The following is a 26,938-nucleotide window of genomic DNA, read 5'->3' on the forward strand; positions in this document are numbered from 1 at the left end:
GCATGCTCAGCCCAGCCGACCTGCCCAACGACATCGCCGCCTTGAAGGCGCTGCTGCTCGCCCAAGACGTTGTGGTGGAAGGGCTGCGTGAACAACTGAACACGCGCGCCGTCGAGATCGAGCATCTCAAGCTGCAGATCGCCAAATTGCGGCGCATGCAGTTCGGCCGCAAGTCGGAAAAGCTCGACCACCAGATCGAGCAGCTGGAGTTGCAGCTGGAAGACTTGCAGGCCGACGAGGCCGAGGCGGCGCGCGAGATGCCGGCGGTCGACCAGGCACCGCGCAAGAAATCGGTGCGCCGACCGTTGCCCGATCATTTGCCGCGAGACGAGAAGGTCTATGCACCGACGACCGATGCCTGCCCGGCCTGCGGGGGCGGCCTGCGGCCGCTGGGCGAGGACGTGGCCGAGCAACTGGAATTCGTGCCGGCCAGCTTCCGCGTGATTCGTCATGTGCGCCCCAAGCTGGCATGCGCCTGCTGCGACGCCATCGTCCAGGCCCCGGCACCGAGCCGGCCAATCGAGCGCGGCATCGCCGGCCCAGGTTTGCTGGCGCACATCCTGGTGGCCAAGTTCGCCGATCATCTGCCGCTGTATCGCCAGTCCGTGATTTACGCGCGCGAGGGCGTCGACTTGGATCGTGCGCTGCTGGCGAGCTGGGTCGGCGCAGCCAGCGCGTTGCTGCGCCCGTTGGTCGACGCCATTCGCCGCCACGTACTGGCGGCATCGAAGTTGCATGCCGACGATACGCCGATCCCGGTGCTGGCACCGGGCAACGGCAAAACCAAGACGGCGCGCCTGTGGACTTATGTGCGCGATGACAGGTCTTCCGGCGACACCACGCCCCCAGCGGTCTGGTTTGCCTACACGCCCGACCGAAGGGGCATCCATCCGCAGACCCACCTGGCCAAGTTTGAAGGCGTGCTGCAAGCGGACGCCTACGCCGGCTTCAACGCCTTGTTCGAGGACGGCACGATCCGCGAAGCGGCATGTTGGGCGCACGCGCGGCGCAAATTCCACGATCTGCACGCCGCCCGCGCGACGCCGCTGACCACCGAGGCGCTGCGCCGGATCGCCGAGCTCTATGTGATCGAGGCAGAGATCCGGGGCAAGCCGCCCGACGAACGAAAACAAGTTCGACAAGTCCGCTCGCGCCCGCTGCTCRACGATATGGAGCGCTGGCTGCGCGCCACGCTCGATACTTTATCGCGCAAATCCGACACGGCGGCTGCGATCCTGTACGCGCTCAAGCTGTGGCCGGCACTGCTGCGCTACCGCGACGACGGCGCAATCGAGATTGATAACTCGGCGGCAGAACGCGCCTTGCGTGGTGTCGCCATCGGCCGCCGCAACTACCTGTTCGCCGGCGCCGACAGCGGCGGCGAACGCGCCGCTGCGATCTACTCGCTGATCGGCACGGCTAGGCTGAACGGTGTCGNCGGCCGCCGCAACTACCTGTTCGCCGGCGCCGACAGCGGCGGCGAACGCGCCGCTGCGATCTACTCGCTGATCGGCACGGCTAGGCTGAACGGTGTCGCCGCCGAAGCCTGGCTGCGTCACGTGCTAACGCATATCGCCGATCATCCCGTGAACCGGGTTGATGATTTCTTGCCTTGGAACTGCAACCTGCCAGCAGCCCTCTGAGATTACGCCGCTTCCCAGCGGTGTGACGCCATCATCGATCAAAACGCCCCTGCGCTCAATACGGCGCTGAGCGGGCGCTTACTGCCAGCAGCCCTCTGAGATTACGCCGCTTCCCAGCGGTGTGACGCCATCATCGATCAAAACGCCCCTGCGCTCAATACGGCGCTGAGCGGGCGCTTACAGAAAATCGAAGCCTATAGGGTTTGATGCCCCCGCAGCCTTCGAAAATGAGCAAACCCTATCCTGTGTAGGGTTCGACAAATTCGTGCCACCTTTTACATTTCCAAACGAGCCAGCCGGCGTCAGCAACGGAATGCAGTGATGACTGAAGCGAACGTCGTGAAACTGTGCAACGATGAGCTAACACGGCAACGCATTCAGTCTGTCTTTGGCTCAACTGTATCGACCCACCTTTTTCGCAAATTCGGCAGTAAACCAGTCCTTTGCAGCGGTTTTGGCCTGCATTATGAGGGGGTAGTAAGGACATTCTGGGTCGGTGTACTCCTTTGCCAGCGCAGCAAGTCGGTCGGTTACTGCCTTGTCGTAGAAATTCACGTCGCCTTTCGCTGCCAGCGAGAGAAAATCGCCATTGACCGAATCATCGGATTCTTGCGCATTTTCGGTCTCGGTGCTTACGGGCGCTACCTGCACTTCTGGCTTGTGTTTTTTTTCCTCGGCGATGCTTTCCGGTGGCTCGCCTTCAATAAACAAATTGAACACTAGCTCGCTGTCCCATACACCATCTTCGGAAGACTGCACTGCGCTGTGGTCTCGTTCTTCTAGTTCACTCATCAAATCATCCAATGTTGGGGCGATGTAAATACCAACGTTCTTGGACTGGCAAAAGCCATACATCTCGGCCGGTTCCAGCGTGTCGAATCGAATCAGCTCGAACCCAACCCAGCGATGGAATTCAGGGATAGGTAGCCCTTGAAATAGGTAAATGCGACGGGTAGCAGTTGAGCTGACTCAATGCTACATCCAATCGGTGCTGGCTGCCAATGCTCGATTTGGTGGCAGCATAATGTAATGCGCAGTTACCTACTGCGCACTGGAAGGCGAGGCTGGATGGGCGAGCGAGATAAGGCGCGAAGCTTGTCAACAAGATGCCGGTCCGTACACGCCTTCAAACCCGACGTGGTCCGGTAGGCCCGAGGTTGATGGCGAGGCCATTACCTCATGTGTAGCCGCGCCTGATATGGCTATTGATGCGGTTTAGCGGGCAAAGCCGCCGAGCGGCGGAAAACAAAAGATTGCATTGAAAACGTTGGCCCAAATCGTTGTCAAAATCTGAGGTGTTCAACAAAGACGGGGCACCAAATGGACACCATGCGTCCAAACGGATGATGCTACGAGCTTCATTGCCGCGCGCTCGACGTGCGAGACTAAACGCCGCACAGAACGTGCTCAACAATCGCTGACCGTACAGGTGGCAACGGAGGTCTTCAGATTGAACGGGGAATGGCTGTGGCGTGCCTAATCGCCGCCCGCTCCATTAGAACCTACGAAGATGCAACATACTGAATCTCCCGCTCATGTTCTCGCTATTTCCCACCCTATATAGGGTGTGTGGGGAAAACGGAAAATGACACCTCCCACAAAATCCTCAAACTAGAGCGTGCGGGAAACGGGAAGCGTCTGCACCCACTTGCTGCCGTTATTGGTAACGCTGCTCTGCGGCGGCCAACGATGTTACGGGGCGAAACTTTCGGGAATTTTCTTACCCACATGCGCGTGCGTGCGCGTACGCGCGCGAACGGAAAATTGCTAGCTTTAATCTGCCGTAGGGGAAAACGGTTGGGCCAACGCGCGTGGCTTTTCCTGTTGCAAAGAGTCTTTTCCCATAGTATATTGCACTTGCTTGCGGATAGATTTTTTGCCATTGTTTCATGGCATGTGAAATAAATGTTCCCGGGATATGCCCCTCGGTATCCCTCTGTATCGTCATCCGATAGTAGCGCGAGGTTGCGTAAGAGTATCCGCAAGCATCTTCCTTATAATAATGTCTTCTCTCCAAGCCCTTAAAGCAGCGTCCGCACGTCGAGACTTGGCTGATTTGCTCGGTGTAAAACCAGGTATGCTTACCTATGCAATTTACATCACACCAGAAGCCGACAGATATACTCGTTCAACTATACCCAAAAAACATGGCGGCGACCGTGAAATATGCGCTCCAAATAACGACCTTAAGTTGATTCAGCGTCGACTTTCTACTTTGCTTCAAGATTGCCTCGATGAAATCAATGTTGCAAGAGGTCACAAAGAGGACAGGGTACGATTCGGAATTGCACACGGTTTTAAGCGCAACCACACGATTATGACGAATGGGCGCGCTCATATTACGCGGCGGTTCGTTTTTAACGCGGACTTACATGATTTCTTTGGAACCATAAATTTTGGTCGCGTTAGAGGATTCTTTTTAAAGGATAAGAATTTTTCCCTTCAGCCGGAGGTCGCAACAACGATTGCCCAGATAGCGTGCTTTGAAAATAAGTTGCCTCAAGGCAGTCCGTGTTCGCCGATAATTTCTAATTTCTTGGCCCACCCGCTCGATATCCGTCTCGTCCGCCTCGCGGCGAAACACGGCGTCACTTATACTCGGTATGCTGATGACCTAACATTTAGCACAAATAAACCTGCTTTTCCGGTCGAGATTGCCTCGCCTATTGACTCCCATGGATGGATTCCCGGGCCGGAACTGGAATGCGTCGTAACAGAAAGTGGGTTTAGTTTTAACCCTTCCAAAACTCGCCTGCAATATCGCGATTCGCGACAAGAGGTGACTGGACTCACGGTGAATCGTAAAGTCAATGTCCCTGCGACATATCGTTATACGGTCAGGGCGATGGTAAATACCCTCTTCAAAACGGGTTCATTTGAGTTTATTTACCGAAAAAGGGGCGATGACGGAAAGGTGACAAGCGAGAATCGGGAGCCAGGCACAATGCCGCAGCTGCTGGGAATGCTTTCATACATTGACCAAGTTGATTTATTCAACGAAAAACTTTGCAAGGACAATGACCGAGAGCCACAGCCAGTGGTTGGAAGAACTGCACTTTTCCGCCGTTTTCTCTACTTCGATACATTTTTTTCTGCGCAACGTCCTACTATTGTCTGCGAGGGAAAAACAGATAACGTTTATATGCGTTGCGCGATTAAGAGTTTGGCTGCCGCATACCCTCGGTTAATCGGCGGCGAAAAGCTGCTTGTTCGTTTTTTTAAGTACACAGAATCTAGGACTGGCCGGGTTATGGACCTGACCGGCGGCGTCGGAGGTATCTGCAATCTGCTCAAAAGCTACCATGAAGATTTGAAGTTCTATTTCAAAGCGCCAATTTCCAAATTTCCGGTTATCGTGCTGATTGATAATGATAGCGGGGCGCATAGCATTTACGAAGCAGTTGCGGGTATTACCAAAAAGAAAAAGCCTCAAGGCGTCGCAGATTTCATTTACGTAACGGGGAATGTCTACATTGTGCCAACGCCTTTTGGACCTGGTAAATCCTTCACAGCAATAGAGGATTTTTTTGACGCCAAGACGTTGGCTACCGAGCTAAACTCAAAGAAATTTAATCGGAAAAATAAGAAAGAAGACTCGGAAGATTTTTACAGCAAAGCGGCGTTTGCTCGCGATGTAGTTGCCAAGGGCGCTAGTACTATCGATTTCGGCAATTTCAAGGTTATTCTAGATAGAATTGAAAAGGTACTTGATGACTATGCGGTCCGACGAAAGACAATGACGTAACTGCGTCTGGCGGGCCTAAGTAGCTTAAGGTGTTCCGGTAGGAGAAAGCGGAACCCTGAGTCGCAAGCAGATGCTGGTCTTTGTTACCGTCGCTCGTCAAAGATGTCAGGGCATTTCTTAGCCGCAACAACACAAGTCACTCGTTCCCGCCACCACGCGCTTCGAATTCTGGCGATGCTGTGTTATCCGACGGCATGCTGACGGATTTCCTCTAGCACCCGAACCATCTCGGTTACGCGAAGAGGCAAGAATAACGCCTCCGGCCCGTGCTGACTGATATCGGTAAACGGAGATTCATACAGCCGTGCAGCATCCATAACGCCGTTCTCCGTCAGATATTGCACTATGAGGTCAATGAACTCCAATTGACTGGCGGTGACGTTGGTACCAACCACAAATTGGCTGAACGCCTGCTTGGCTGTCTCCCGGTCCAAGCCCACTAGCGAGCGGATGAAGATTCCCAGACCATGGCTTTCTTTTGTGGCCTGCTGAATAACTTCGGACGAACCGCCAGCGTCCTCCAGCATGCGCCCCAGCTCTTCGAGGTCAGATGGCGTCAATGGTTGGTTGCGGCGCAGCCGCTGCAAAGACAGGTGACTGTCATGCGCTCGCAGAAACTGCCGGGCCTTATCCTTGAATTTGACGAGATTCATACCTGTACTGACACCCGGCAGCGTGATGGTGGTCTCCGCGCCAAACTCGTCCTGAAAGTCAGTGTAGACGATGTTCTTCTTACCTTTTTCAATCAGCTTGACCAAAGCACGCAACTTCTTACGGGCGTTTTCAAGCATGGAGATGGTCACGTCTACCCACCAGTCCTCGCCAGCAATCGACTGAATCAACACCATGTGCTCCCGGATGGCAGGAATGGCCTCCTGCTCTTCGAGTGCGCTGGCAATAGCCTGCATACGCTCGCGCAAGACCGGATATTCAAGTCGAGCCTGCAAAATCGCCAGTTGGGTACGCAATACCAACAAATCGAAACGCTTGGCCTCTTCATCGTTGTCCAGTAGGCTCGACGGCAGGGTAGCGACCCGCTGGTTTAGTTCTTCTAAACTGCCGCCGTCGAGCTTGTTCCAGGCTTCCATCTTGGTGAATTTCTCGACGTATTTTCGTTGAGGTCGCACCACGAAGTTGTCCACGTTCATTGCAGTGACCTGCTGGTTCAGCAAGCCGGTCAACTCGCCGCGCAACTGCGCATCGGTTAGCTGGTTGCCGTATGTGGAAACTGTCTCCGCAACCTTCGGCACGTCGTCATTTCGGCTGTCGAGTTCGGAAATCAATTCGAGCCGAGCGCGGAACAGCAAGGTACTCAGCGGCACAGGAGCCTTGCCTGAATCGGGCGGCAACTCTTGGCTGAAATACTCCAGGTTCTGGCAGTAGTCAAAGACGTTGAAAAACTGCTTGTGCTTTCCAGGCCCGTACAGATTGAGGCACAGGCGCGTTCCCCGTCCTATCATTTGCCAGAACTTGGTCTTAGACCGGATGATTTTGAAAAACACCAGATTGACCACTTCGGGCACGTCGATGCCGGTGTCGAGCATGTCCACCGAGATGGCGATATGGGGCGCGTCCTCCTTCCGCGAGAATTCGTCAATCAGGCTCTGGGCGTACTCGGTCTTGTAGGTTACAACCCGGGCAAATTGCCCCTTGTAGTGCGGGTAATTGATATTGAAGCGCGCCGCAATAAAGTCGGCGTGAGCATTGCTCTTGGCGAAAATGATGGTCTTGCCCAAGCGGTCGCCCCCGGCCACCTTCTCGCCGTTGGTCATCAGGTGTTCGAGCACCTTGTCCACGGTGTCGATATTGAAAAGCCACTTGTTCAGCGCTGCTGAGTCGACCGCGTCAGGCACATTGCCATCCTCGTCCCACTCCAGCGCGTCCCACTGCTCTTTTTCTTCATCCGACAATTCAATGTACTTGATGCCTTCCCGCTGGAATTTGAGCGGTACGGAAACGCCCCTGGGCGGAACCAGATAGCCTTCCGAGACCGCCTCGTCCAGGCCATACACATCGGTCGGAACACCACTCTCCAGGTCGAACAGCCCGTAGGTATTGTGGTCAATTTCGTCTTTTGGCGTAGCCGTTAATCCAACCAGCATTGCATCGAAATAGCCAAAAATCGCGCGATATTTCTGGTAAACAGACCTATGGGCTTCGTCGATGATGATAAGGTCGAAATGGCCCACGCCGAAGCGACGCTGGCCATCGGCAGCATCATCAATCAGCCCCATCATGGTTGGGTAGGTGGAGACGTACACCCGGCCTTCGGTATTTTTCTCGGACACCAGATTCACGGGTGCAGAATCAGGCAAGTGTTTCTTGAATTCCCCCACCGCCTGTTTGACAAGCGCCACACGGTCGGCCAGGAACAGGATGCGCTTCGCCCAGTTACACCGCATCAGCAAGTCAGCCAGCGCGATAACTGTGCGTGTCTTGCCGCTGCCGGTCGCCATGACCAACAAGGCCTTGCGCTGGTTTTCTACCTCGAACGTTTCCCCTATCCGGCGTACCGCACGATGTTGGTAGTAGCGCTCGATAATGCCGTCATTGATGACGCCTTCGGCCAGCTTCTTGCGACTGGTGCGCCGCTGAATCAATAGTTCCAGTTCGGGCTTCTTGAAAAAGCCTTGCACCGGGCGCGGCGGGTAACTGGCATCGTCCCACATCCAGTGCTCATAGCCGTTGGAATAGAAGATGATGGGACGTTGGCCGTATTGCGCTTGCAAGCAATCGGCATAAAGCTTGGCCTGTTGTTGGCCCACCATGGCATCCTTGCGGGTTCGCTTGGCTTCCACCAGCGCCAGCGGTTTTCCGTCGTCACCCCACAGTACATAGTCCACGAAACCGATGCCCTGATTGTTGGGCATGCCGGTGACTTCTATCTCGAAATTCTTGGCATCGACTTGCCAACCTGCCTCCTTCAGAAGCAGGTCGATGAAGTAGTCCCGTGTTTCGGCTTCCGAATAATCATGCGTGTCAGGCTGGGCCGCGTTGACCTTTTTGGCAGCGGCGACCTCCTCGCGTAACGCCTTCAGCTCATCGTCCAGCGCCGCCTTATCCGAAAGCAGCAGAGACAGTTTCTCGTCGCGCTCCCGCAACTGAATTTCAAGTTTCTGGAGTTGCTCAATCGACTGCGCGGGAGCGACCGATTTCGCCGGTGACTGCGGGGCCTGCGGCATTAAGGAAGGGTCGAAGCGCAGACAAGGGTCGGGACGGTTGCGCTGCCCATAGGTGCGCGCCAGCCAGTAGCAAATATGGAAAAGTTCGCGTGTCGTAACTAGGGAGTCGTTGCGCGAGATAAGCCGCGTGCTGTGCACCGCCTGGTTACCCACGTCTTTAACCAGCTTTGCCTTGGTGAAAATGGCGTCGCCCACAGCAGTCTTAAAGCTGGGTTCGTGAATCAGCGCGCTTAGATGGTCCTGGTATGGCAGTCGCAAGGACTTGTCATGTTTATAGAGCCAGTCCACCGCAAGTTCGAGCGTACGCCTGGCATAGAAGCAGGACGTGCGTGCGTCCGTGTTCGCCATTTCCTCGGCCTTGGTGGCCGAACCGTATAGGGAAGACCACTCAGACTGAAGGAAGACGAAATTACTCATTTTATAATTCACCTCGGAAAGCGCGATATTGGAGGGCACTGAAAAGGGCATCCAATTCAGTTTGGGCGGCGCGATGCTGTGTTCTTAGTATTTCTATCGAATGAACTAATGATGTGAACGCCTTTTGAAGGTTCTCGGGAGGTTGCAGCACGCGGATTTCCCTCAAGCCCGCAGCGTCCAGCCGTTTAGTACCATGTCCAGCTTCCGAAACTTGCTTCAGTACAAACTCTGATTGGGCGCGGAGGCAAGCCGCTAAGTACTGTGCGTCTAGCGGCTTCTTAGGCAAGAGTGCTTTCAAGTCCTGATTAATCGTTGCCGGGATTCTTAACACCGAGACAGGAAATGTATGAGCCAAAATCATTCCCCGAACACAAATTGTGACTGTGTTTGCTGGGAGTAATTTCAAGCTCGTAGTTTCTGGAACGGACTCTGCAATGTGGTCCTGTGAATCAAATAGGTCGTTTTTTTTCAAGTCTTTCGCACTGAACCACGGCAACTTACCCAGCCACAACTCAGTGAGCGCCTTGGACGGCGTACCACCACTGTAGCAATGACAAATGTCGGTCAAAGACACCACTGGCCATCCTTTTGGATTGGTAACTGGGTCGCCAAACATCTCCAGGAAAATCGACTGCGACAAACTGTCCAGTTGCGCCAAGGCTTCCCTGCGTTTGCCTCGTAGCGCATCGGCTTTGTCCAAGATGGCTGAGATGCGTCGTTGTTCTTCGGGCGAGGGGAAACGAATCTTCAATGGAGCTAAAGACTGACGTGTAATTTGGGGCTGTGCCGCGCCAGTTATCACAGCGGTCAGGTTCAAACCGCCTTTAAATAGGTGTTTAAGATAGTCAAGTTCTACCGACGGCCCCCTTGGTTTGACGACCATTGCGTTTCCGTTAATCCAAGAGTTCGGCTGGGAAATATTTACCGAGCCGCACGTTGCTCCCCGACAGGTAACGAGAAGCTGAGGCTCCGCATGGTTAAATTTATTAAACCGCCCAATCACTCCATTTGCGCCATAAACGGCGTACTCGCCGCCATCCACCAAGTCGGCTGATGAAATGGTCTTTGGTTGGTAAAGCTCGCAGACATCGCCAAGCGTCGTTTCTTGCCAATGCATCATCCGAGCATACCTTCAAGCTCTTTCGTTCCTGCCTGAATTTCAGCTTCCAGAACTGCCAGTTTCGCCAAAATTTCTTTCGGCGGAAGGTGCTCACTGACCGAGTGCACGACTTCCTTGTAGCGATTAATCGACAAGTCGTAGTCGTTACCGACAATGTCGCATTTGGGTACGCAGAAGCTCTGGTCGGTGCGGCCGCGTGCTAGTTCGGAGTCACCCCGTTGTCTCCAGCGAGTCAGTAAATCGGGCAAATTGTTTCGGGCATGGTCGGCATCTGATAATCGAGTATGCCCCGCTAACAGTGACTGTAAGCCCAATTTAGCTTCAGACAACAACGGTTGGCGTTTGTCGTCCAAGCCCCATCCATCGGCCTTCATATCGTAGAACCAGACGTTTTCCGTCCCACCCGAGTTTGTCTTGGTGAATAGCAGTATTGCCGTGGACACGCCTGCATATGGCTTGAACACGCCTGATGGCAGCGAGATGACGGCGTCGAGTTTCTGGTCCTCCACAATCAAGCGGCGAAGTTCTTTGTGGGCCTTGGAAGAACCAAATAACACGCCATCGGGCACGATGACTGCGGCCCTGCCACCAGGTTTAAGCAGGCGGAGGAAGAGCGCTAAGAACAGCAGCTCGGTCTTCTTGGTCTTGACGATGTCCAGCAAGTCCTTCGCCGTTCCCTCATAGTCGAGCGAGCCGGCAAAGGGAGGATTTGCCAAAATCAAGGAGTACTTTTCTTCGTCCCCTGCATGGTCCTGCGCTAACGAGTCCTGATAGCGGATATTCGGATTATCGACGCCATGCAGCGCCATATTCATGCTACCGATGCGAAGCATGGTGTTGTCGAAGTCGTAACCATGAAACATTCCATGGTGAAAGTGCTCGCGTGCTTTCGCATCGCGCAACATTTCCGGGTGGTTCACGCGCAGGTACTCACCAGCAGCAACGAGGAAGCCGCAGGTCCCACTTGCCGGGTCACAAATCACGTCCTTGGGGGTGGGTGCTGTCAACTCCACCATTAGCTGGATGAGGTGACGCGGCGTACGGAATTGGCCATTCTGTCCTGCGCTGGCAATCTTTCCGAGCATGTACTCGTATAAGTCACCCTTGGTGTCGCGGTCCTCCATTGGCACATGGTCCAGCATGTCGACCACTTTGGAGAGCAAGGCAGGCGTAGGAATGGTGAAGCGTGCATCCTTCATGTGTTGCGAGTAAGTGGAGCCGTCGCCTCCCATTTCACGCAGGAATGGGAACACACGTTCGCCCACCACTGCGTACATCTCGGCTGCAGCAAAGTTCTTGAAACGCGACCATCGCAGGTCGTTGTAGTCGCGTCCCTTGTCGTCTACGCCCTCAGGGAAGGTGCGGCGCTCGATGGGCTTTCCCAGACGCAGCGACTTGTTCTCTTCTAGTGTATGCAGGTCGTCGAGGCGGCGCAGGAAGAGGAGATAAGTGAGTTGCTCCATTACCTCCAAAGGGTTGGAGATGCCGCCGGTCCAGAATGCGTTCCAGATGGCGTCGATTTGGCTGCGTAATTCGCCAGTAAGCATGTAATGTATTCCTTGGTATGGGCCTGCTCGTTCCTGCGTCATCAGACAGGCAACGCCGCGCCAAATGGGTTCGCCCCTAGTTGTTGGCGAGAATAGGCTGCTTCGCGTATCACCGAATTCATGCACTGGCCATCGACGAAAAACGATACAGTGAGTAAGTGAGCATAATGGGGCGACAGTTAATGCGTGTCAACAAAGTTCCCCGCACCTTGCCAGTTCTTGTCGGTGAATAGGGCGCCAGAAGTAGCGCGCGACAAACAGGTGCGCAAGTTGCGCGGTTCGACTGCGAGGCTGCGAAATTCCGCATCCGCTGAAAGCGCCGGTGGGGCAGTGAACCGAAGGCAGGTTGCCACTGTCATGTCCCAGACGACTGCACAACTAGGCAGGAGTATTTATTGAATCGGGTTACACAGCGGTTACATGGAAGGACATGCGACGCTGAAAACAAAAAAGACTCACAAGCCGAGGCGTGTAAGTCTTTGATTTTTTGCGTATTCTTTGGGGTGGCTGATGGGGCTCGAACCCACGACAACAGGAATCACAATCCTGGACTCTACCAACTGAGCTACAGCCACCACTGACTTACGACACTTCTTTACTACACCGTTTTACTACCTTGTCTGCTTCGCGCTTTGCTGGGCAGGTGCCGCATTATACAAGCCAGTTTGGAAACCTGCAAATCTAAATGCGAGGTTTTTTTCGCGCCGGCCGTTTTTTCTAAACATCGGCCTCGGCGACCGGCGGGTCGAGATCGAGCAGGGCGCGGAATGCTGCCGACAGGGCGGCCGGCCTGGCGGTCGTGTAACCGTGCAGCGTGGCAGCGCTGTCCGGTGAGGCCGGGCGCAGCAGCGCGGCGGTGTCGAGCAGGCGCACCAGCTGGCGCGCCACGGCGTCGCCGGTGTCGATCAGCGCCACGTCGGTGCGGCCATGCGCTGCCAGCACCTGTTCGATGCCGCTGCGCACGAACGGGTAGTGGGTGCAACCGAGCACCAGGGTATCGGCGCCCTGGTCCAGCAGCGGCGCCACGTATTGTTCGAGCAGGGCAGCGATGGCCGGCGCCTGCAGGTCGCCCAGTTCGATCTGGTCCACCAGCCCCACGGCCGGCTGCAGCAGGAAGGTGGCGCCGGTGCTGGCCGTGACCTGTTCGCGCAGTTGCAGGAATTTGTCGCCCTTGAGCGTGCGCGCCGTGGCCAGCACGCCGACCTTGCCGTTGCGGCTGGCCGCCGCAGCCGGTTTCAGGCCCGGCTCCACGCCCACCACCGGCAACTGTGGATAGCGCGCACGCACGGCCTTGATGGCGGCCACGGTGGCCGTGTTGCAGGCCACCACCAGCGCCTTGGCGCCCAGGTCCAGCAGAAAGGCCGTGACGGCCAGCGCGCGCGCGACCACGAACGCCTCGGTCTTGTCGCCGTACGGCGCGTGGCCGGTGTCGGCAAAGTACAGCAGGTGTTCAGCGGGCAGCTGCGCGCGGATATGGCGCAGCACGGACAGCCCGCCCACACCCGAGTCGAACACGCCGATCGGGCTGTCGGCGGGGTGGGGGCGGGGGACGTTCATCAGGCCGTGACGATGGGCACGTTCAGCTGCTCGATCCTGGCCTTCCACTCGGCAGGTCCGGTGGTGTGGACCGAGGTGCCGGCTGCATCGACCGCCACGGTGACCGGCATGTCTTCGACGTCGAACTCGTAGATCGCTTCCATGCCCATGTCGGCAAAGCCGAGCACCTTGGCGCCCTTGATCGCTTTCGAGACCAGGTAGGCCGAACCGCCGACCGCCATCAGGTAGGCCGACTGGTGCTTCTTGATCGATTCGATTGCGACCGGGCCGCGCTCGGCCTTGCCGATCATCGCGATCAGGCCGGTTTTCTCGAGCATCATGTCGGTGAACTTGTCCATGCGGGTGGCGGTGGTCGGGCCGGCCGGGCCCACCACTTCCTCGCGCACCGGATCGACCGGGCCGACGTAGTAGATCACGCGGTTCCTGAAATCGACCGGCAGTTCTTCGCCGCGGGCCAGCATGTCCTGGATGCGCTTGTGGGCGGCGTCGCGGCCGGTCAGCATTTTGCCGTTCAGCAGCAGCGTCTGGCCCGGCTTCCACGAGGCGACTTCTTCCTTCGTCAGCGTGTTCAGATCGACGCGCTTCGATTTCTCCGTGTCCGGCGCCCACGAGACGTCGGGCCAGGTGGACAGCGGCGGCGGCGTCATGTACGCAGGGCCGGAGCCGTCGAGCACGAAGTGGCCGTGGCGGGTGGCGGCGCAGTTCGGGATCATGGCCACCGGTTTCGATGCCGCGTGGGTCGGGTGCATCATGATTTTCACGTCCAGCACCGTGGTCAGGCCGCCCAGGCCTTGCGCGCCGATGCCGAGCGCATTGATCTTGTCGCACAGCTCGATGCGCAGTTCTTCGAGCTTGCTCTGCGGGCCGCGCTGTTTCAGCTCGAACATGTCGATGTCTTCCATCAGCACTTCCTTGGCCATCAGCATGGCTTTCTCGGCCGTGCCGCCGATGCCGATGCCCAGCATGCCGGGCGGGCACCAGCCGGCGCCCATGGTCGGCACGGTTTTCAGCACCCAGTCCACCAGCGAGTCGGACGGGTTCATCATGATCATCTTCGACTTGTTTTCCGAGCCGCCACCCTTGGCAGCGACCTTGACGTCCACGGTATTGCCTTCGACCAGCTCCATGTGCACCACGGCAGGCGTGTTGTCCTTGGTGTTCTTGCGGTCGAAGTGCGGGTCGGCCACGATTGAGGCGCGCAGCTTGTTGTCGTCGTAGTTGTAGGCGCGGCGCACGCCTTCGTTGACGGCGTCGGTGACGGTGCCGCTAAAGCCTTCGAAGCGCACACCCATGCCGATCTTCAGGAAGACGTTGACGATGCCGGTGTCCTGGCAGATCGGGCGCTTGCCTTCCGCGCACATGCGCGAGTTGGTCAGGATCTGCGCGATGGCGTCCTTGGCGGCCGGACTCTGTTCGGATGCATACGCGCGCGCCAGGTGCTCGATGTAATCGGCCGGATGGTAATAGCTGATGTACTGGAGGGCGGCGGCAACCGATTCGATCAGGTCTTCTTGCTTTATGATGGTCATGATGTTCTCGCGTGGTGGATGGGATGGTTCGGTATCAGTGCGACTTGCTGTCGTGGTGCGTCAGCGTGGTCAGGCGGTCGGTGTAGGCGATCGCCATGGCCGACAGCAGGAAGGCGATGTGGATCCCGGTCTGGGCGATCAGCACCTTGGCGTCGTAAGCGCTGGCGTTGATGAAGGTCTTGAGCAGGTGGATCGACGAGATGCCGATGATGGCCATCGCCAGCTTGGTTTTCAGCACCGACGCATTCACGTGCGACAGCCATTCCGGCTGGTCCGGGTGGCCGTCGAGGTTCATGCGCGAGACAAACGTTTCGTAGCCGCCGATGATGACCATTACCAGCAGGTTGGAAATCATCACCACGTCGATCAGGCCCAGCACCACCAGCATGATGGTGGTTTCGTTGAGGCGGGTGGGGGCCACCGTGCCCGGCACGGCCACGGCCTGGATGATGTGCTGCAGCGCTTCCTCGTTGCCCATGGCTGCGCCGATCAGGTCTTTCAGTTCCACCCAGAAGTGGAACACGTACACGCACTGGGCCAGGATCAGGCCCACGTACAGCGGCAGCTGCAGCCAGCGCGTCATGAAAATGAAGTGGGGAAGGGGACGCAGCTTGGGCTTGTGCTCGGACATACGGCGGGACTCCGGAAAATGGTGCAGACTATGAGATGGCGACATTTTACACGCGCAGCCCGGCTGTGGCACCGCGGCGTCGGTCGCCATGCCATGGCGGAAATATTGATAGAATCATCTGCCAGCGGCATGTAAGGGCGCAGTAAGCGATCAAGTTTATGTTTGTGGCAAACGATTCCAACAACGGAGACTAGTATGAGCAGCACGACCACCCAGCAAGGCCCACAGGAAACCCGCGTCTTCGCGCCGCCAGCCGCCTTCGTGGCGCAGGCCGCCGTGTCCGGCATGGACGGCTACAACGCGCTGTGCGCGCAAGCCGAAGCCGACTACGAAGGCTTCTGGGCGCGCCTTGCCAACGAACACCTGACCTGGCAGACCCCGTTCACCCGCACCCTGAACGAAGACGACGCGCCGTTCTACAAATGGTTCGAAGGCGGCAAGCTCAACGTTTCGTACAACTGCCTCGACCGCAACCTCAGCAACGGCAATGCCGACAAGACCGCCATCATCTTCGAGGCCGACGACGGCAAGTCGGTCCATGTCAGCTACAAGGAGCTGCACGAAAAGGTGTGCAAGTTTGCCAACGGCCTGAAGTCGCGCGGCATCAAGAAGGGCGACCGCGTCATCATCTACATGTCGATGTCGGTCGAAGGCGTGGCCGCCATGCAGGCGTGCGCGCGCATCGGCGCCACCCACTCGGTGGTGTTCGGCGGCTTCTCGGCCAAGTCGCTGCAGGAGCGCATCATCGACGCCGGCGCCGTGGCCGTGATCACCGCCGACGAGCAGCTGCGCGGCGGCAAGCAGCTGCCGTTGAAGGCCATCGTCGACGAAGCGCTGGCGCTGGGCGGCTGCGACACCATCAAGGACGTCATCGTCTACCAGCGTACCGGTGGCAACATCGCTTTGACCGAAGGGCGCGACCTGTGGCTGCACGAGCTGGTGGCCGACCAGTCGGCCGACTGCGAGCCGGAATGGGTCGATGCCGAGCACCCGCTGTTCATCCTGTACACGTCCGGCTCCACCGGCACCCCGAAAGGCGTGCAGCATTCGAGCGGCGGCTACCTGCTGTGGGCCGCGCTGACCATGAAGTGGTCGTTCGACATCAAGCCGGACGACGTCTACTGGTGCACTGCCGACATCGGCTGGGTCACGGGCCACAGCTACATCGCCTACGGCCCCACCGCCGTCGGCGCCACCCAGGTGATCTTCGAAGGCGTGCCCACCTACCCGAACGCCGGCCGCTTCTGGGAGACCGTGGCCAAGCACAAGGTCAGCATCTTCTACACGGCGCCCACGGCGATCCGCTCGCTGATCAAGGCGTCCGATGTCGATCCCAAGGTGCATCCGAAAAATTACGACCTGTCGTCGCTGCGCCTGCTGGGCACGGTGGGCGAGCCGATCAACCCGGAAGCGTGGATGTGGTACTACACGCAGGTGGGCGGCGAGCGTTGCCCGATCGTGGATACCTTCTGGCAGACCGAGACCGGCGGCCACATGATCACGCCGCTGCCGGGCGCCACGCCGATGGTGCCCGGTTCGTGCACGCTGCCGCTGCCGGGCATCATGGCCGCCATTGTCGATGAGGCGGGCGCCGATGTGCCGAACGGGCAGGGCGGCATCCTGGTCGTCAAGCGTCCGTGGCCGTCGATGATCCGCACCATCTGGAACAACCCGGACCGCTTCAAGACCAGCTACTTCCCCGAAGAACTGGGCGGCAAGATGTACCTGGCCGGCGACGGCGCCATCCGCAACAAGGACACCGGCTACTTCACCATCACCGGCCGCATCGACGACGTGCTCAACGTTTCCGGTCACCGCATGGGCACGATGGAAATCGAGTCGGCGCTGGTGGCCAACCCGCTGGTGGCCGAAGCAGCCGTGGTCGGCCGTCCCGACGACACCACCGGCGAATCGATCTGCGCCTTCGTGGTGCTCAAGCAGGCGCGCCCGACTGGCGACGAGGCGAAAAAGCTGGCGCTCGAACTGCGCAACTGGGTCGGCAAGGAAATCGGACCGATCGCCAAGCCCAAGGAAATCCGCTTCGGCGACAACCTGCCGAAAACCCGCTCGGGCAAGATCATGCGCCGCCTGCTGCGCGTGCTGGCCAAGGGCGAGACCATCACGCAGGACGTCTCCACGCTGGAAAACCCGGCCATCCTCGAGCAGCTGAAGGAAGCGTCGTAGCCGCTAGCGTTAGCGCCTAATGCTGCGGTGGCGTGCCCACCGCAGCGAGCAGTTCCGCCACCCGCGCCGCCAGCGCATCGATATCGAACGGCTTGGTCATCACGGCCATGCCGTCGGCCAGCTTGCCGTTGCCCAGCACCGCCGTTTCGTCATAGCCGGTCAGAAACAGCACGCGCAGCTGCGGCCTGCTGCGCAAGCCCAGCTCCGCCATCTGCCGCCCGTTCATGCCGCCAGGCAGGCCGATATCGCTGACCAGCAAATCCACCTGGGCGTCGGACGCCAGCACCGCCAGACCGGCCGCGCTGTCGGCCGCCTGCAGTACCGTGTACCCCATGCCGGCCAGGACATCAACGATCAGCAGGCGCACGCCCGGTTCGTCGTCCACCACCAGCACGGTGGCATTGCGGATGGGCTGCGTCACGGCGGCCGGGCCGGTGGCGGCGTCGCCGTCCTCGGCCGGACCTTCGTGGCGCGGCAGGTAGAGGCAGACGGTGGTGCCGGCGCCCGCTTCCGAGTAGATGCGCACGTGGCCGCCCGACTGCCTGGCGAAACCGTATACCATCGACAAACCGAGGCCTGTGCCTTCGCCGACCGGCTTGGTGGTGAAGAACGGTTCGAACACGCGTGCGATCAGTTCCGGTGCAATGCCGGTGCCGGTGTCCTGCACGCTGAGCGACAGGTAGGCGCCGGCCGGCAAATCGTCGGTCTCGGCAGCCTCGCCGGTCAGCCAGTGGTTGGCCGTGGTAATGCGGATACGGCCACCGCCCGGCATGGCGTCGCGCGCGTTGATGCACAGGTTGAGCAGCGAATTTTCCAGCTGCGACGGATCGACCAGCGCGGTCCACAAATCGTCGGCGCCATGTGCCTCCACCTGCACTGCCGGTCCCACGGTGCGCTGCACCAGCTCTTCCAGGCCGCGCACCAGCCGGTTGACATCGGTGGGCTTGGGATCGAGCGTCTGCTGGCGCGAGAACGCCAGCAGACGGTGGGTGAGGGCGGCCGCGCGCTTTGCGGCGCCGCTGCCGACTTCCACGTAACGCTGGATGTCGCCATAGCGGCCCTGGCTCACGCGCTGGGCGATCAGGTCGAGACTGCCCTGGATGCCGGCCAGTAGGTTGTTGAAATCATGGGCCAGCCCGCCCGTCAGCTGGCCTACCGCTTCCATCTTTTGCGCCTGGCGCAGCGCATCCTCGGCCGCGCGCAAGGCCTCGGCCTGTTCCTTCTCGGCCGTGACGTCGCGGCCCACCGCGTAAATGCTCTCGGCATCCGGGCGGATCGACCACGAAATCCAGCGATAGCTGCCATTGCGGTGGCGGTAGCGGTTGTCGAAGCGCCGCAGCGTGCCGCCCTGGGCCAGCAGTCGCGCCGCATCGGCGGTGCGGGCCACATCGTCGGGATGGATATGATCGATCAGATTGGTGCCGACCAGTTCGCGCTCGTCCAGTCCCAGCACGTCCTGCCAGGCCGGGTTGACGGTATTGATCAGGCCATTGAAGGCGCAGCGCAGCATGATGTCCGCCGACAGTTCCCACAGCCGGTTGCGGTCGCGCGTGCGCTCGTCCACGGCGCGCACCAGGTTGGCCTGCAGGTGGTGCGTCTCGCGTTCCTTGCGCACCTGCTCAGTGATTTCCTGGCCCTGGTTGAGCAAGCCGGCCACCGTGCCATCTTCGCCGACGATGGGCGTACCGGAAAAATTCCAGAAGGTGCGTTCGCGCTGGCCATGCCGTTCGATCAGCAGTTCGACATAGTTATGGGAAAACCCCAGGCCGGTCGCCATGGCCCGGTGAAAATCGGGCGCCACCTGGTGCCACGCGCTGCCCCACACGCTGGCGACCGGCTGGCCCAGCGCAGCGGGATGACGATCGGCCAGCGACTCGGCATACGCATCGTTGTAGAACATGTACAGCTCGGGACCCCACAGCACCGCCCCTAGAACGGGCGAATTGAGGCAGGCCGACAGCGAAGACCGCAACGATTGCGGCCAGGTGCGGGGATTTCCCAGCGGCGTACGGTCCCAGTCGTGGGCCCGCATCAAGGCGCCCATGTGGCCGCCGTTATCCAGGAAAGAAAGCGAACTCGTCATAACTGATCATCAGAACCCGGGTTGACCCACGCTGACAGTAAGCGCAGTGAGGTTATACGGAGTAGCGAATGCAGCACGCTGATCGGGGCGGTAGCGGGGAGCCAGGACGGGAGCGGGGACCTGGCAGAGGTAGGGTCGTAGCCGTGAAGTTTGGGCCGGGAAGGCGTCGGGCAGCGACCGCGTCATTGTAACTTATGAAATCACTATCACAGAAGGAGTGGCCAAATAAAGTTGGTGCTGTGTGGATTCTTTGCTATAATTCGCGGCTTCTCCGACAGGGGAAATGATGCAGGAGAGGTGGATGAGTGGTTGAAGTCGCACGCCTGGAAAGCGTGTATAGGGTCAAACCTATCGGGGGTTCGAATCCCCCTCTCTCCGCCAAGGATAGAAATGTGAAAAAGGCTACCCTCGGGTAGCCTTTTTTTATTTCTTTCGTGGCGGAGAGAAGCAAGGCCCCTGCGGGCCTTGCGCGGGGGATTCGAAAGGCATGGCCCTGCAGGGCCATCCCGCTTCGAATCGTCGATCTGCCACCGCAAAGCGGTGGCGCGCCGCAGGCGCCGCGCGAAGCGCTTGCAAGACTGCCGCATCGCGCCTGCCGCAGCGCTGCAGCGAGACGCGCTGCGTCATCGATATCCCACTTGGAAATACCGCGACCATCGCGCATGATTGCATGATGTTTGACGCCTGTTCTGGGATACACTACAGCGGATGAACTTCGGCCTCCGGCCAGAAGCCTTTCGACGCCACACCAAGGGATACCATGAACGACGCACGCGACCAGAAAACAAGCCGATTCATCGCTGCCGGACTTGCTCTTGGTGTAGCGATCGGATGTGCCATCGGTGTCGCGATCGGCAACCTTGCGCTTGGTATCGGTCCGGGCATCGCGATTGGTTTCGCGGGCGGTATCCTGCTGTCGAAATCCAGGCGCTGAGCTATGTCTTCGGTGTCAGCATCAGCAGCCGGCCGCGCGGGCCGTCTTCCAGCAGCCACAGCGCGCCATCCGGCCCCGTGCGCACAGCGCGGATGCGTTCGCCCATATCCCAATGGTCTTTCTTGGTCGCGTTCTCGCCGTCGAGGGCGATGCGGTCCAGCGACTTGCCGGAGAGACCGGTGATGAACAGGGAATTCTTCCACTTCGGGAACAGGTCGGCATCGTAATAGGCAAGGCCGCCCGGCGAAATGGCCGGGTTCCACGATACTTTCGGGGCTTCGAAGCCGTCGCCCGGCGCATGGTCGGGGATGTCGCGGCCATCGTAGTGGCTGCCGTTCGATGCCTTGGGCCAGCCATAGTTGAGGCCTGGCTTGATCAGGTTGATCTCGTCGCCGTGGCGCGGGCCCATCTCCATTTCCCACAGGCGTCCCTGCTTGTCGAAGGCGATGCCCAGCAGGTTGCGGTGGCCGTATGACCAGACGGCCGGATCGAAGCCCTTGGCCGCGAGCGGGTTGCCGGCGGCCGGCGTGCCGTCGAGGTTCAGGCGCAGCACCTTGCCGAGCGTCGATTTTGGATCCTGCGCCGGATCGAACAGCTGGCGGTCGCCACTGGTGAAGAACAGATACCTGCCATCCGGCGAAAAGCCGATACGGCCTGAATAGTGCCCGCCGGTCGACGCATCCTGGCCGCGGAAAATCGTCTTGGTCTCCCTGAGCGTGCCGCCTGCCTGATCCAGTACGGCAGTGGCAAGCGCGACGCGGCTGCTGTCACCGGAACCCGCTTCCGAATAACTGAAGTAGAGCCGCTTGCTGGTGGCGAAATCCGGGGCGGGCACGATATCCATGAGGGCACCCTGGCCCTTGCTGCTGACGGCCGGTGTACCGGCAACCGTGCGCCTGCTGCCGCTGGCGGGATCGAACAGGATCATCGATCCTTCCTTTTGCGACACCAGCAGGTTGCCGTTGGGCAGGAACGCCATCGCCCATGGGCTGTTGAACGTCGCAAGCGGCTTGACCTCGAACGGCAGGCCGCCGGTCGCTGACGCACCGGCCTGCGCGTTGGCGGCCACCGGGGCGGCAACCGCGAGCAGGGTGAGCGAGAAGGTGGTGGCAAGGCCGGGCATGTTCACGTTCATGTTTTTCAGATCTCCCTTTGCAGAATTGATGGCAGGTTGTTGTGGCGAAAAGTATGCCTGCCAAGATTGCGCTCTATATCGTGCCAGCACCTGATCCCAGCTTTGGCGTGAAAAGACGGACGTTCACGCAGCACGCTACAACACCCTCGACCAAACTGCCGAGGTATCGGCTGCCTCAATCCGGACAAACCCTCAACCCGAAAACAACCGTTCCGACCGTGCGTTCCCTACATCGATCTCGGCTTCCAGCCGCACCAGACCAATGTCGTGCGCGAAACCCAGTAATGCCGACAAAGCCTCTGTCATCAATCTCTGTCCCCAATACCGTCTGGCCAACAGACATCCAACCTCCGCCTGGCTTCCCTCGAAATGATGAAGTCCCATCACGCCTATCATCGTGCCGCTCGACTTTAGCACCAAACCCCATTCGATGGCGATTCTTTCCACCAGCTTACGCTTGATACTGGCACCGTCTGCAGGTCATCTGCATCCTGTGAAAAAGCCGGATCCGAGCCGTAGCGCATAACGTCGGGATCGCCATACACGGCCCTTAAATCATCGATATCATCCATGGTGACCGCGCGCAGGACCAGGCGCGCGGTGTGCAGCACAGGCAGAGAGGAGGGCAGGGCCGGCATGCCATTCATTCGCTGCTTGGCCGTTTCAGCTAGGCCGCCAGCGCTCGACCACCTCGAAACACCCCATCCCCACCAGCATCGCCGCCACAAACAGCAGCACCTTGGCGTTGCCGGTAACCAGCAGCGCCAGCGCCGGACCCGGGCACAGGCCGGCCAGTCCCCAGCCGGCGCCGAAGGCCAGTGCGCCTGACACCAGGCGGCGGTCGATGCGGGTGGCGGTGGGCAGTTGCAGCGGGGCGCCGGACAGCGTGCGCTGGCGCCTGGCGGCGATCGCGAATGCGGGCAGCGCCACCGCGATGGCGCCGCCCATCACGAACGCCAGCGACGGGTTCCAGCGGCCGGCCAGGTCGAGAAAGCCCAGCACCCGCGCCGGGTCGGTCATGCCGGAAATAATCAGGCCCAGCCCGAACACCAGGCCCGCCAGCAGGGAAATCAACAATGGCATGGTCCGCTCCTAGGTCAGCACGTGGCGCACCACGTACACGGTGACGAAGCCGGCCAGCATGAAGGTGGCCGTGGCTGCCATCGAGCGGGGCGAACGGCGCGACAGGCCGCACACGCCGTGGCCGCTGGTGCAGCCGGCGCCGTAGCGCGTGCCGGCCCCCACCAGCAGTCCGGCGCTGATCAGCACGACGGTGTCTGTATCGATCGTGGAGGCGGGCAGGGGCGCTGCCAGCCCGTACACCACCGGTGCGAGCAGCAGGCCGCCGATGAAGGCGGCGCGCCAGCCCAGGTCTGCGCCTTTGGCGGTTACACGATGGCTCGACAAGCGATCCATCAACCCACCAAGCAAGCCGCCGAGCACGCCGCTGATGCCCGCGATTTTGCCATTGAATAAAATCAGCGCGGCACAGGCGGCGCCGATCAGCAGGCCGCCGGCCAGCGCCGGCCACGGGGCGAAGTTGATCCAGTCTATCGTCATGACATCCTCTCCAAGAAGTCAGCTTGTAGCGGCATCGGACCGGTGGCAGCGGGCAAAAAAAATGCCGCAGCGGCAGGGGCCGTGCGGCATGGCTCAGCGCAGACAGCGCTGGCTCAGAATTCTTCCCACTCGCCTTCCGCTACCTTGCTGGCGCTTGTTGCAGCTGCGGCCGGCCGGCGCGGTGCGGCGTCGAGCACGGGCTTGATGGACGGCTTGACGGATGGCTTGAGCGCGGGCGCCGGGCGCGCCAGCTGTGGCGCCGGCGTCTGCCTTGCGGCGGATGCGGCCGTCGGCGATGGCGCTGCCATGCCATCGAGCTTGAACACGCTGACCACCTGCGCCAGCTTGCCGGCCTGTTCCTGCAGGGCGGACGTGGCGGCAGCCGCTTCTTCCACCAGTGCGGCGTTTTGCTGGGTCACGGTATCCATGGCCGTGATCGCTTCGTTGATCTGCTCGATGCCCACTTCCTGCTCGTGGCTGGCGGCAGTGATCTCGCCGACCACGCCAGTGAGCTTCTGCACGCTGGCGACCACTTCGTCCATGGTCACGCCGGCGCTGCTCACCAGCTTGTTGCCCGCTTCCACTTTTTCCACCGAGTCGCCGATCAGCACCTTGATTTCCTTGGCGGCGCTGGCCGAGCGTTGCGCCAGGTTGCGCACTTCCGACGCCACTACTGCGAAGCCGCGTCCCTGTTCGCCGGCGCGGGCCGCTTCCACGGCCGCGTTCAGCGCCAGGATATTGGTCTGGAAGGCAATGCCGTCGATCACCGAGATGATGTCGACGATCTTGCTGGCCGACGTGTTGATCGACTCCATGGTCTGCACCACTTGCGATACCACGTCGCCGCCCCTGACCGCCACTTCGGCGGCAGACCGGGCCAGCTGGTTGGCCTGGCGGGCATTGTCGCTGTTCTGCTTGACGGTGGAAGTGAGTTCTTCCATCGACGAGGCGGTTTCCTCCAGCGCACTGGCTTGTTCCTCGGTGCGCGACGACAGGTCCATATTGCCGTTCGCCACTTCGGTGGTGGCAGTGGCGATTTCCTCGGTGCCGTAGCGAACTTCGGTGACGATGCTCTTCAGGCTGTCGTTCATCTCGGACAGCGAGGCCAGCAGTTTGCCGATCTCGTCCTTGCTATCGACCGTGATGCGGCTGGTCAGGTCGCCGGCTGCCACGGTGCGCGCCAGGTCCACCGCGCGGTTCACCGGCACCGTGATCGAGCGCGTGATCAGCCAGCCGATGATGAGGGCGGCGATTGCTGCAATGCCGGACAGCACCAGCGTGAAGACGATGGCGGCATGGCCGTGATCACGCGCCTCGTCGGCCGCTTCCTGCATCATCTTTTCCTGCAGCGCTACCATGGCTTTGAGTTCGTCGAAGAACTTGTTCTGTGGCGGACGCAGGTCTTTCAGCACATACTTGCCCGCTTCCTCGGCCTTGCCTTCGCGTAGCAGCTTGGCGGCCGTGTCGCGCGCCCGGCCGTAACCGGCGCGCGACTCGATCAGCGCGTCGAACTGGCGCCTGCCGGCGTCGCTGTTGATCATGCCCTTGAACTGCTCGAGCATTTTGGTGTTTTTCTGGATCGAGTCTTCCAGCTTGGCCAGTGACGAGCTGACCTCGGACGGATCGCTGGCGCCGATCGTGGCGTTGCGGATGTACCGGGCCTGGACATTGACCTCGTCCTGTACATTCCTGATCAGGTTGACCTTGACGTAGCGGTCTTCCAGGATGGTGTCGGTGGCGCTGTTGATTTTCTGGATGCGGGTGATGGCCATCGCGCCCACCAGCACCAGCAGGAGCAGCACGATGCCGAAACCGGCGGCAAGCCGGGTGCTGATGTTGAGATTGGAGATTTTCATGTGATTGCCCCGTAGGGTAAGGAAAAGTGCTGGATCCCGGGGGCGAGGGGAATGGCTGTGTCGTAGTGGGTCCAGGCGCAGGTGGCGGGCGGCTGGACGCGAGATTAACTGTTCCCTCAGTCTATTTAACTAATTGCCGCAGCACAAGTGTTAACGGAAATCGCCTGCGCTGCCGTTGTAAAAACAGCAGCGCAGGCGATGACGGACAAAGGCTGACCAAAGCAGGCTCGTGACGCCCGCTCAGCGCTGTACTCGCTGCAGGTTGAGCAAATACACATCGTTTTCGCGCAGCGGCAGGCTGGTGGCGTAGCGGCCGTCGGCGCCCACCTGCACCGTGGTGCGCGACGACGGCTGACCGGTCGCCGTGGCCTTCAGTGCCTGCACCTGGCCGCGCGTCAGCTGCGCGGGCGACCCCATGCCGATGTAGGCGCTATAGGCGTCGTTGCGGCGGTAGCCCACCTGCGAAATGCTGAGCGTGTAGGCGCCCGGCGTCAGGCCGCCCACATTGACGGTCACCTTGCCCTTGTCCCTGGCCGGCAGGTCCTGGATGAAGTACTGCTGGTTGTTGATCTTGTCGGGCAGCGTATGCGTGTAGTCCCACAGCAGCACCAGGGCGTTGCCGGCCTGGTCGGTGGTGGCGTAGGAGCGGGCGTCGGCGTTTTTCAGCTCGGTCGGCGCCAGCTGGTGCAGGAACTGGTAGGCGAAGTACGCGGGCTTCTTGATGCCCTGCGTGTTCATCAGGCCGAAGCCGCCGTGGAACACGCTGCTGCGCGGCCCCGCCTCCTCGAAGATGTCGGTAAAGACCCAGTACGACATCGACTGCGCCGCCGTGCCCACCTGCTTGAGCTTTTGCAGGATGTAGGCCGCCTGGTGGTAGCTGTCGTGCGACGGATCGGACGGCGTGTACGACGAGCTCCATTCCGTGTAGTGCAGCGGCAGCGTGGGCATGGCCGAAGCGCCGATCTCCTTGCGGTTGCGCAGCACGTCATCGCTGATCGCGCCATCTTCCTTGTTCAGCACCGTGCCGGTGGTGCCGTATTCGTCGAGGAAGCCGCGGCTCACGCCGTAGGTGTGGGTGCTGACGAAATCGAGCGGCACCTTGTGTTGCGCGGCGTAGGCGATGGTTTCGGGGATCCACGCGGCGCCGGCGGTGGCGGGGCCGCCCACGCGGTAGCGCGCATCGACGCTCTTGATCGCGCGCGCCGCGTGCGCATACAGCTTGAAGTAGTCGGCCTGGCTGCCGGCCCAGAAGCCATCGAGATTCGGTTCGTTCCACACTTCGAAGTACCAGCTGGCCACTTCATCGGCGCCATAGCGCTCGGTCCAGTGCGCGGTGAGCGCCTTTACCAGCCGCTCCCACGCTTCGTAGTTCTTCGGCGGCGTGACGTTCCCGCGCCACCAGAAGATGGTCTTGTCGCCGCTGGCCATCTGCGACGGCATGAAGCCCAGCTCCACGAACGGCTTGACCTTGATGCTCAGCAGGTAGTCGTACAGCGCATCGATGTACTGGAAGCTGTAATGCTCCTTGCCCTGGGCATCGACGCGGTAGACGCCCATGTCGTCGGACAGCAGGCCGTGCATGCGGATGTAGCGAAAACCCGCGTCGCGCTTGATCTCGGCCAGCTGCTGCTGCCAGTCGGCGCGCAAGCCTTCGTTAGCGCGGCCGGCGCCCACGGCGAAATTGAAGGTCGTCGGCAGCGGGCCGGCCACCTGGCTGACGTTCACGTCGATCAGGCGGTTCTGGGCGCCAGCCAGCACGGGCGCCAGGCAGGCGGCAGTGATGATCAGTTGCGTAATTTTTTTGATGGTCATGCG

19 protein-coding genes, 2 tRNA genes and 1 pseudogene are annotated in these 26,938 nt (G+C 59.9%); 6 read left to right on the plus strand and 16 right to left on the minus strand.

What is annotated here, in order from left to right:
* Window positions 1-2 precede the first annotated feature (2 nt).
* Together ASF61_RS05570 and ASF61_RS23920 are read left to right on the plus strand one after the other, a co-directional pair.
* On the plus strand, window positions 3-1,437 hold a 1,435-nt coding region (locus ASF61_RS05570; RefSeq protein WP_229205731.1), incomplete at its 3' end, for an IS66 family transposase.
* A 1-nt stretch (window position 1,438) separates the two neighbouring features.
* A pseudogene (locus ASF61_RS23920) lies at window positions 1,439-1,643 on the plus strand (transposase domain-containing protein); the annotation flags it as partial.
* 393 nt (window positions 1,644-2,036) lie between these two features.
* Here the strand turns inward: ASF61_RS23920 and ASF61_RS05575 are convergent.
* Complete coding sequence (locus ASF61_RS05575; protein WP_156369469.1) at window positions 2,037-2,435, minus strand: hypothetical protein; 399 nt, start codon at window positions 2,433-2,435, stop codon at window positions 2,037-2,039.
* A 1,210-nt stretch (window positions 2,436-3,645) separates the two neighbouring features.
* Between ASF61_RS05575 and ASF61_RS22590 the strand changes: the two genes are divergently transcribed.
* The gene (locus ASF61_RS22590; RefSeq protein ID WP_162241971.1) at window positions 3,646-5,388 is read left to right on the plus strand and encodes a retron Ec67 family RNA-directed DNA polymerase/endonuclease; all 1,743 of its coding nucleotides are present in this window, start codon (window positions 3,646-3,648) and stop codon (window positions 5,386-5,388) included.
* A 182-nt stretch (window positions 5,389-5,570) separates the two neighbouring features.
* On the opposite strand, the gene ASF61_RS05585 is transcribed toward ASF61_RS22590, so the two are convergent.
* From ASF61_RS05585 to ASF61_RS05610, 7 genes are all read right to left on the minus strand, one after another.
* The gene (locus tag ASF61_RS05585) at window positions 5,571-8,987 is read right to left on the minus strand and encodes a DEAD/DEAH box helicase family protein (protein ID WP_056152580.1); all 3,417 of its coding nucleotides are present in this window, start codon (window positions 8,985-8,987) and stop codon (window positions 5,571-5,573) included.
* Window position 8,988: 1 nt separating this feature from the next.
* On the minus strand, window positions 8,989-10,107 hold the full coding sequence (locus tag ASF61_RS22595) for a restriction endonuclease subunit S (protein WP_082491234.1): 1,119 nt from the start codon (window positions 10,105-10,107) through the stop codon (window positions 8,989-8,991).
* Window positions 10,104-11,654 carry a class I SAM-dependent DNA methyltransferase gene (locus ASF61_RS05590; protein ID WP_056152267.1) on the minus strand — a complete coding sequence of 517 codons (1,551 nt, stop codon included), beginning with the start codon at window positions 11,652-11,654 and terminating at the stop codon, window positions 10,104-10,106. Before ASF61_RS05590 ends, ASF61_RS22595 begins: the two co-directional genes overlap by 4 nt.
* Window positions 11,655-12,153: 499 nt before the next feature.
* Window positions 12,154-12,229, minus strand: a tRNA-His gene (locus ASF61_RS05595).
* Between the two features lie 142 nt (window positions 12,230-12,371).
* Window positions 12,372-13,211, minus strand: a complete 840-nt coding sequence (gene murI / locus ASF61_RS05600) for a glutamate racemase (RefSeq protein WP_056152269.1) — start codon at window positions 13,209-13,211, stop codon at window positions 12,372-12,374.
* Window positions 13,211-14,740 carry a fumarate hydratase gene (locus ASF61_RS05605; protein ID WP_056152272.1) on the minus strand — a complete coding sequence of 510 codons (1,530 nt, stop codon included), beginning with the start codon at window positions 14,738-14,740 and terminating at the stop codon, window positions 13,211-13,213. The genes murI and ASF61_RS05605 overlap by 1 nt, the downstream gene beginning before the upstream one ends.
* A 34-nt stretch (window positions 14,741-14,774) precedes the next feature.
* On the minus strand, window positions 14,775-15,371 hold the full coding sequence (locus ASF61_RS05610) for a YqhA family protein (RefSeq protein ID WP_056152274.1): 597 nt from the start codon (window positions 15,369-15,371) through the stop codon (window positions 14,775-14,777).
* A gap of 195 nt (window positions 15,372-15,566) precedes the next feature.
* Here ASF61_RS05610 and acs point away from each other — a divergent pair, with 195 nt between their 5' ends.
* Window positions 15,567-17,555, plus strand: coding sequence for an acetate--CoA ligase (gene acs, locus ASF61_RS05615; RefSeq protein WP_056152277.1), 1,989 nt, complete (start codon window positions 15,567-15,569; stop codon window positions 17,553-17,555).
* A gap of 16 nt (window positions 17,556-17,571) precedes the next feature.
* Here the strand turns inward: acs and ASF61_RS05620 are convergent, their stop codons facing one another.
* Window positions 17,572-19,638: a PAS domain-containing sensor histidine kinase gene (locus ASF61_RS05620; protein WP_056152280.1), complete on the minus strand. Its 2,067-nt coding sequence runs from the start codon at window positions 19,636-19,638 to the stop codon at window positions 17,572-17,574.
* A gap of 291 nt (window positions 19,639-19,929) precedes the next feature.
* Between ASF61_RS05620 and ASF61_RS05625 the strand changes: the two genes are divergently transcribed.
* Window positions 19,930-20,019 (plus strand) — tRNA-Ser (locus tag ASF61_RS05625).
* Window positions 20,020-20,398: 379 nt separating this feature from the next.
* On the plus strand, window positions 20,399-20,572 hold the full coding sequence (locus tag ASF61_RS23700; RefSeq protein ID WP_200919807.1) for a hypothetical protein: 174 nt from the start codon (window positions 20,399-20,401) through the stop codon (window positions 20,570-20,572).
* Window position 20,573: 1 nt separating this feature from the next.
* On the opposite strand, the gene ASF61_RS05630 is transcribed toward ASF61_RS23700, so the two are convergent.
* The 7 genes from ASF61_RS05630 to ASF61_RS05655 all read right to left on the minus strand — a co-directional run bounded on the left by ASF61_RS05630 (window position 20,574) and on the right by ASF61_RS05655 (window position 26,935).
* Entirely contained in the window at window positions 20,574-21,707 is a 1,134-nt protein-coding gene (locus ASF61_RS05630) for a PQQ-dependent sugar dehydrogenase (RefSeq protein WP_082491235.1), read from the minus strand.
* Window positions 21,708-21,899: 192 nt separating this feature from the next.
* Window positions 21,900-22,103 carry a GNAT family N-acetyltransferase gene (locus ASF61_RS24535; protein ID WP_373994533.1) on the minus strand — a complete coding sequence of 68 codons (204 nt, stop codon included), beginning with the start codon at window positions 22,101-22,103 and terminating at the stop codon, window positions 21,900-21,902.
* 14 nt (window positions 22,104-22,117) lie between these two features.
* Entirely contained in the window at window positions 22,118-22,345 is a 228-nt protein-coding gene (locus ASF61_RS23575) for a GNAT family N-acetyltransferase (RefSeq protein ID WP_162241970.1), read from the minus strand.
* 25 nt (window positions 22,346-22,370) lie between these two features.
* On the minus strand, window positions 22,371-22,790 hold the full coding sequence (locus ASF61_RS05640; RefSeq protein WP_056152282.1) for a YeeE/YedE family protein: 420 nt from the start codon (window positions 22,788-22,790) through the stop codon (window positions 22,371-22,373).
* 9 nt (window positions 22,791-22,799) lie between these two features.
* Window positions 22,800-23,267 carry a YeeE/YedE family protein gene (locus ASF61_RS05645; RefSeq protein ID WP_056152285.1) on the minus strand — a complete coding sequence of 156 codons (468 nt, stop codon included), beginning with the start codon at window positions 23,265-23,267 and terminating at the stop codon, window positions 22,800-22,802.
* A gap of 113 nt (window positions 23,268-23,380) precedes the next feature.
* Window positions 23,381-25,123 carry a methyl-accepting chemotaxis protein gene (locus tag ASF61_RS05650; RefSeq protein ID WP_056152288.1) on the minus strand — a complete coding sequence of 581 codons (1,743 nt, stop codon included), beginning with the start codon at window positions 25,121-25,123 and terminating at the stop codon, window positions 23,381-23,383.
* A 240-nt stretch (window positions 25,124-25,363) separates the two neighbouring features.
* Window positions 25,364-26,935, minus strand: a complete 1,572-nt coding sequence (locus tag ASF61_RS05655; RefSeq protein WP_056152291.1) for a glycoside hydrolase — start codon at window positions 26,933-26,935, stop codon at window positions 25,364-25,366.
* Window positions 26,936-26,938 lie beyond the last annotated feature (3 nt).

The organism is Duganella sp. Leaf126, from assembly GCF_001423125.1.
Classification (GTDB): Bacteria; Pseudomonadota; Gammaproteobacteria; order Burkholderiales; family Burkholderiaceae_D; genus Rugamonas.

Bases quoted from the DNA above. Each gene is read 5' to 3' on its own strand.
- ASF61_RS05575 (WP_156369469.1), bottom strand. From the start codon at position 2,435: ATGAGTGAACTAGAAGAACGAGACCACAGCGCAGTGCAGTCTTCCGAA.
- ASF61_RS22590 (WP_162241971.1), top strand. From the start codon at position 3,646: ATGTCTTCTCTCCAAGCCCTTAAAGCAGCGTCCGCACGTCGAGACTTG.
- ASF61_RS05585 (WP_056152580.1), bottom strand. From the start codon at position 8,987: ATGAGTAATTTCGTCTTCCTTCAGTCTGAGTGGTCTTCCCTATACGGT.
- ASF61_RS22595 (WP_082491234.1), bottom strand. From the start codon at position 10,107: ATGATGCATTGGCAAGAAACGACGCTTGGCGATGTCTGCGAGCTTTAC.
- ASF61_RS05590 (WP_056152267.1), bottom strand. From the start codon at position 11,654: ATGCTTACTGGCGAATTACGCAGCCAAATCGACGCCATCTGGAACGCA.
- murI (WP_056152269.1), bottom strand. From the start codon at position 13,211: ATGAACGTCCCCCGCCCCCACCCCGCCGACAGCCCGATCGGCGTGTTC.
- ASF61_RS05605 (WP_056152272.1), bottom strand. From the start codon at position 14,740: ATGACCATCATAAAGCAAGAAGACCTGATCGAATCGGTTGCCGCCGCC.
- ASF61_RS05610 (WP_056152274.1), bottom strand. From the start codon at position 15,371: ATGTCCGAGCACAAGCCCAAGCTGCGTCCCCTTCCCCACTTCATTTTC.
- acs (WP_056152277.1), top strand. From the start codon at position 15,567: ATGAGCAGCACGACCACCCAGCAAGGCCCACAGGAAACCCGCGTCTTC.
- ASF61_RS05620 (WP_056152280.1), bottom strand. From the start codon at position 19,638: ATGACGAGTTCGCTTTCTTTCCTGGATAACGGCGGCCACATGGGCGCC.
- ASF61_RS23700 (WP_200919807.1), top strand. From the start codon at position 20,399: ATGAACGACGCACGCGACCAGAAAACAAGCCGATTCATCGCTGCCGGA.
- ASF61_RS05630 (WP_082491235.1), bottom strand. From the start codon at position 21,707: ATGAACGTGAACATGCCCGGCCTTGCCACCACCTTCTCGCTCACCCTG.
- ASF61_RS24535 (WP_373994533.1), bottom strand. From the start codon at position 22,103: ATGATAGGCGTGATGGGACTTCATCATTTCGAGGGAAGCCAGGCGGAG.
- ASF61_RS23575 (WP_162241970.1), bottom strand. From the start codon at position 22,345: ATGCCGGCCCTGCCCTCCTCTCTGCCTGTGCTGCACACCGCGCGCCTG.
- ASF61_RS05640 (WP_056152282.1), bottom strand. From the start codon at position 22,790: ATGCCATTGTTGATTTCCCTGCTGGCGGGCCTGGTGTTCGGGCTGGGC.
- ASF61_RS05645 (WP_056152285.1), bottom strand. From the start codon at position 23,267: ATGACGATAGACTGGATCAACTTCGCCCCGTGGCCGGCGCTGGCCGGC.
- ASF61_RS05650 (WP_056152288.1), bottom strand. From the start codon at position 25,123: ATGAAAATCTCCAATCTCAACATCAGCACCCGGCTTGCCGCCGGTTTC.
- ASF61_RS05655 (WP_056152291.1), bottom strand. From the start codon at position 26,935: ATGACCATCAAAAAAATTACGCAACTGATCATCACTGCCGCCTGCCTG.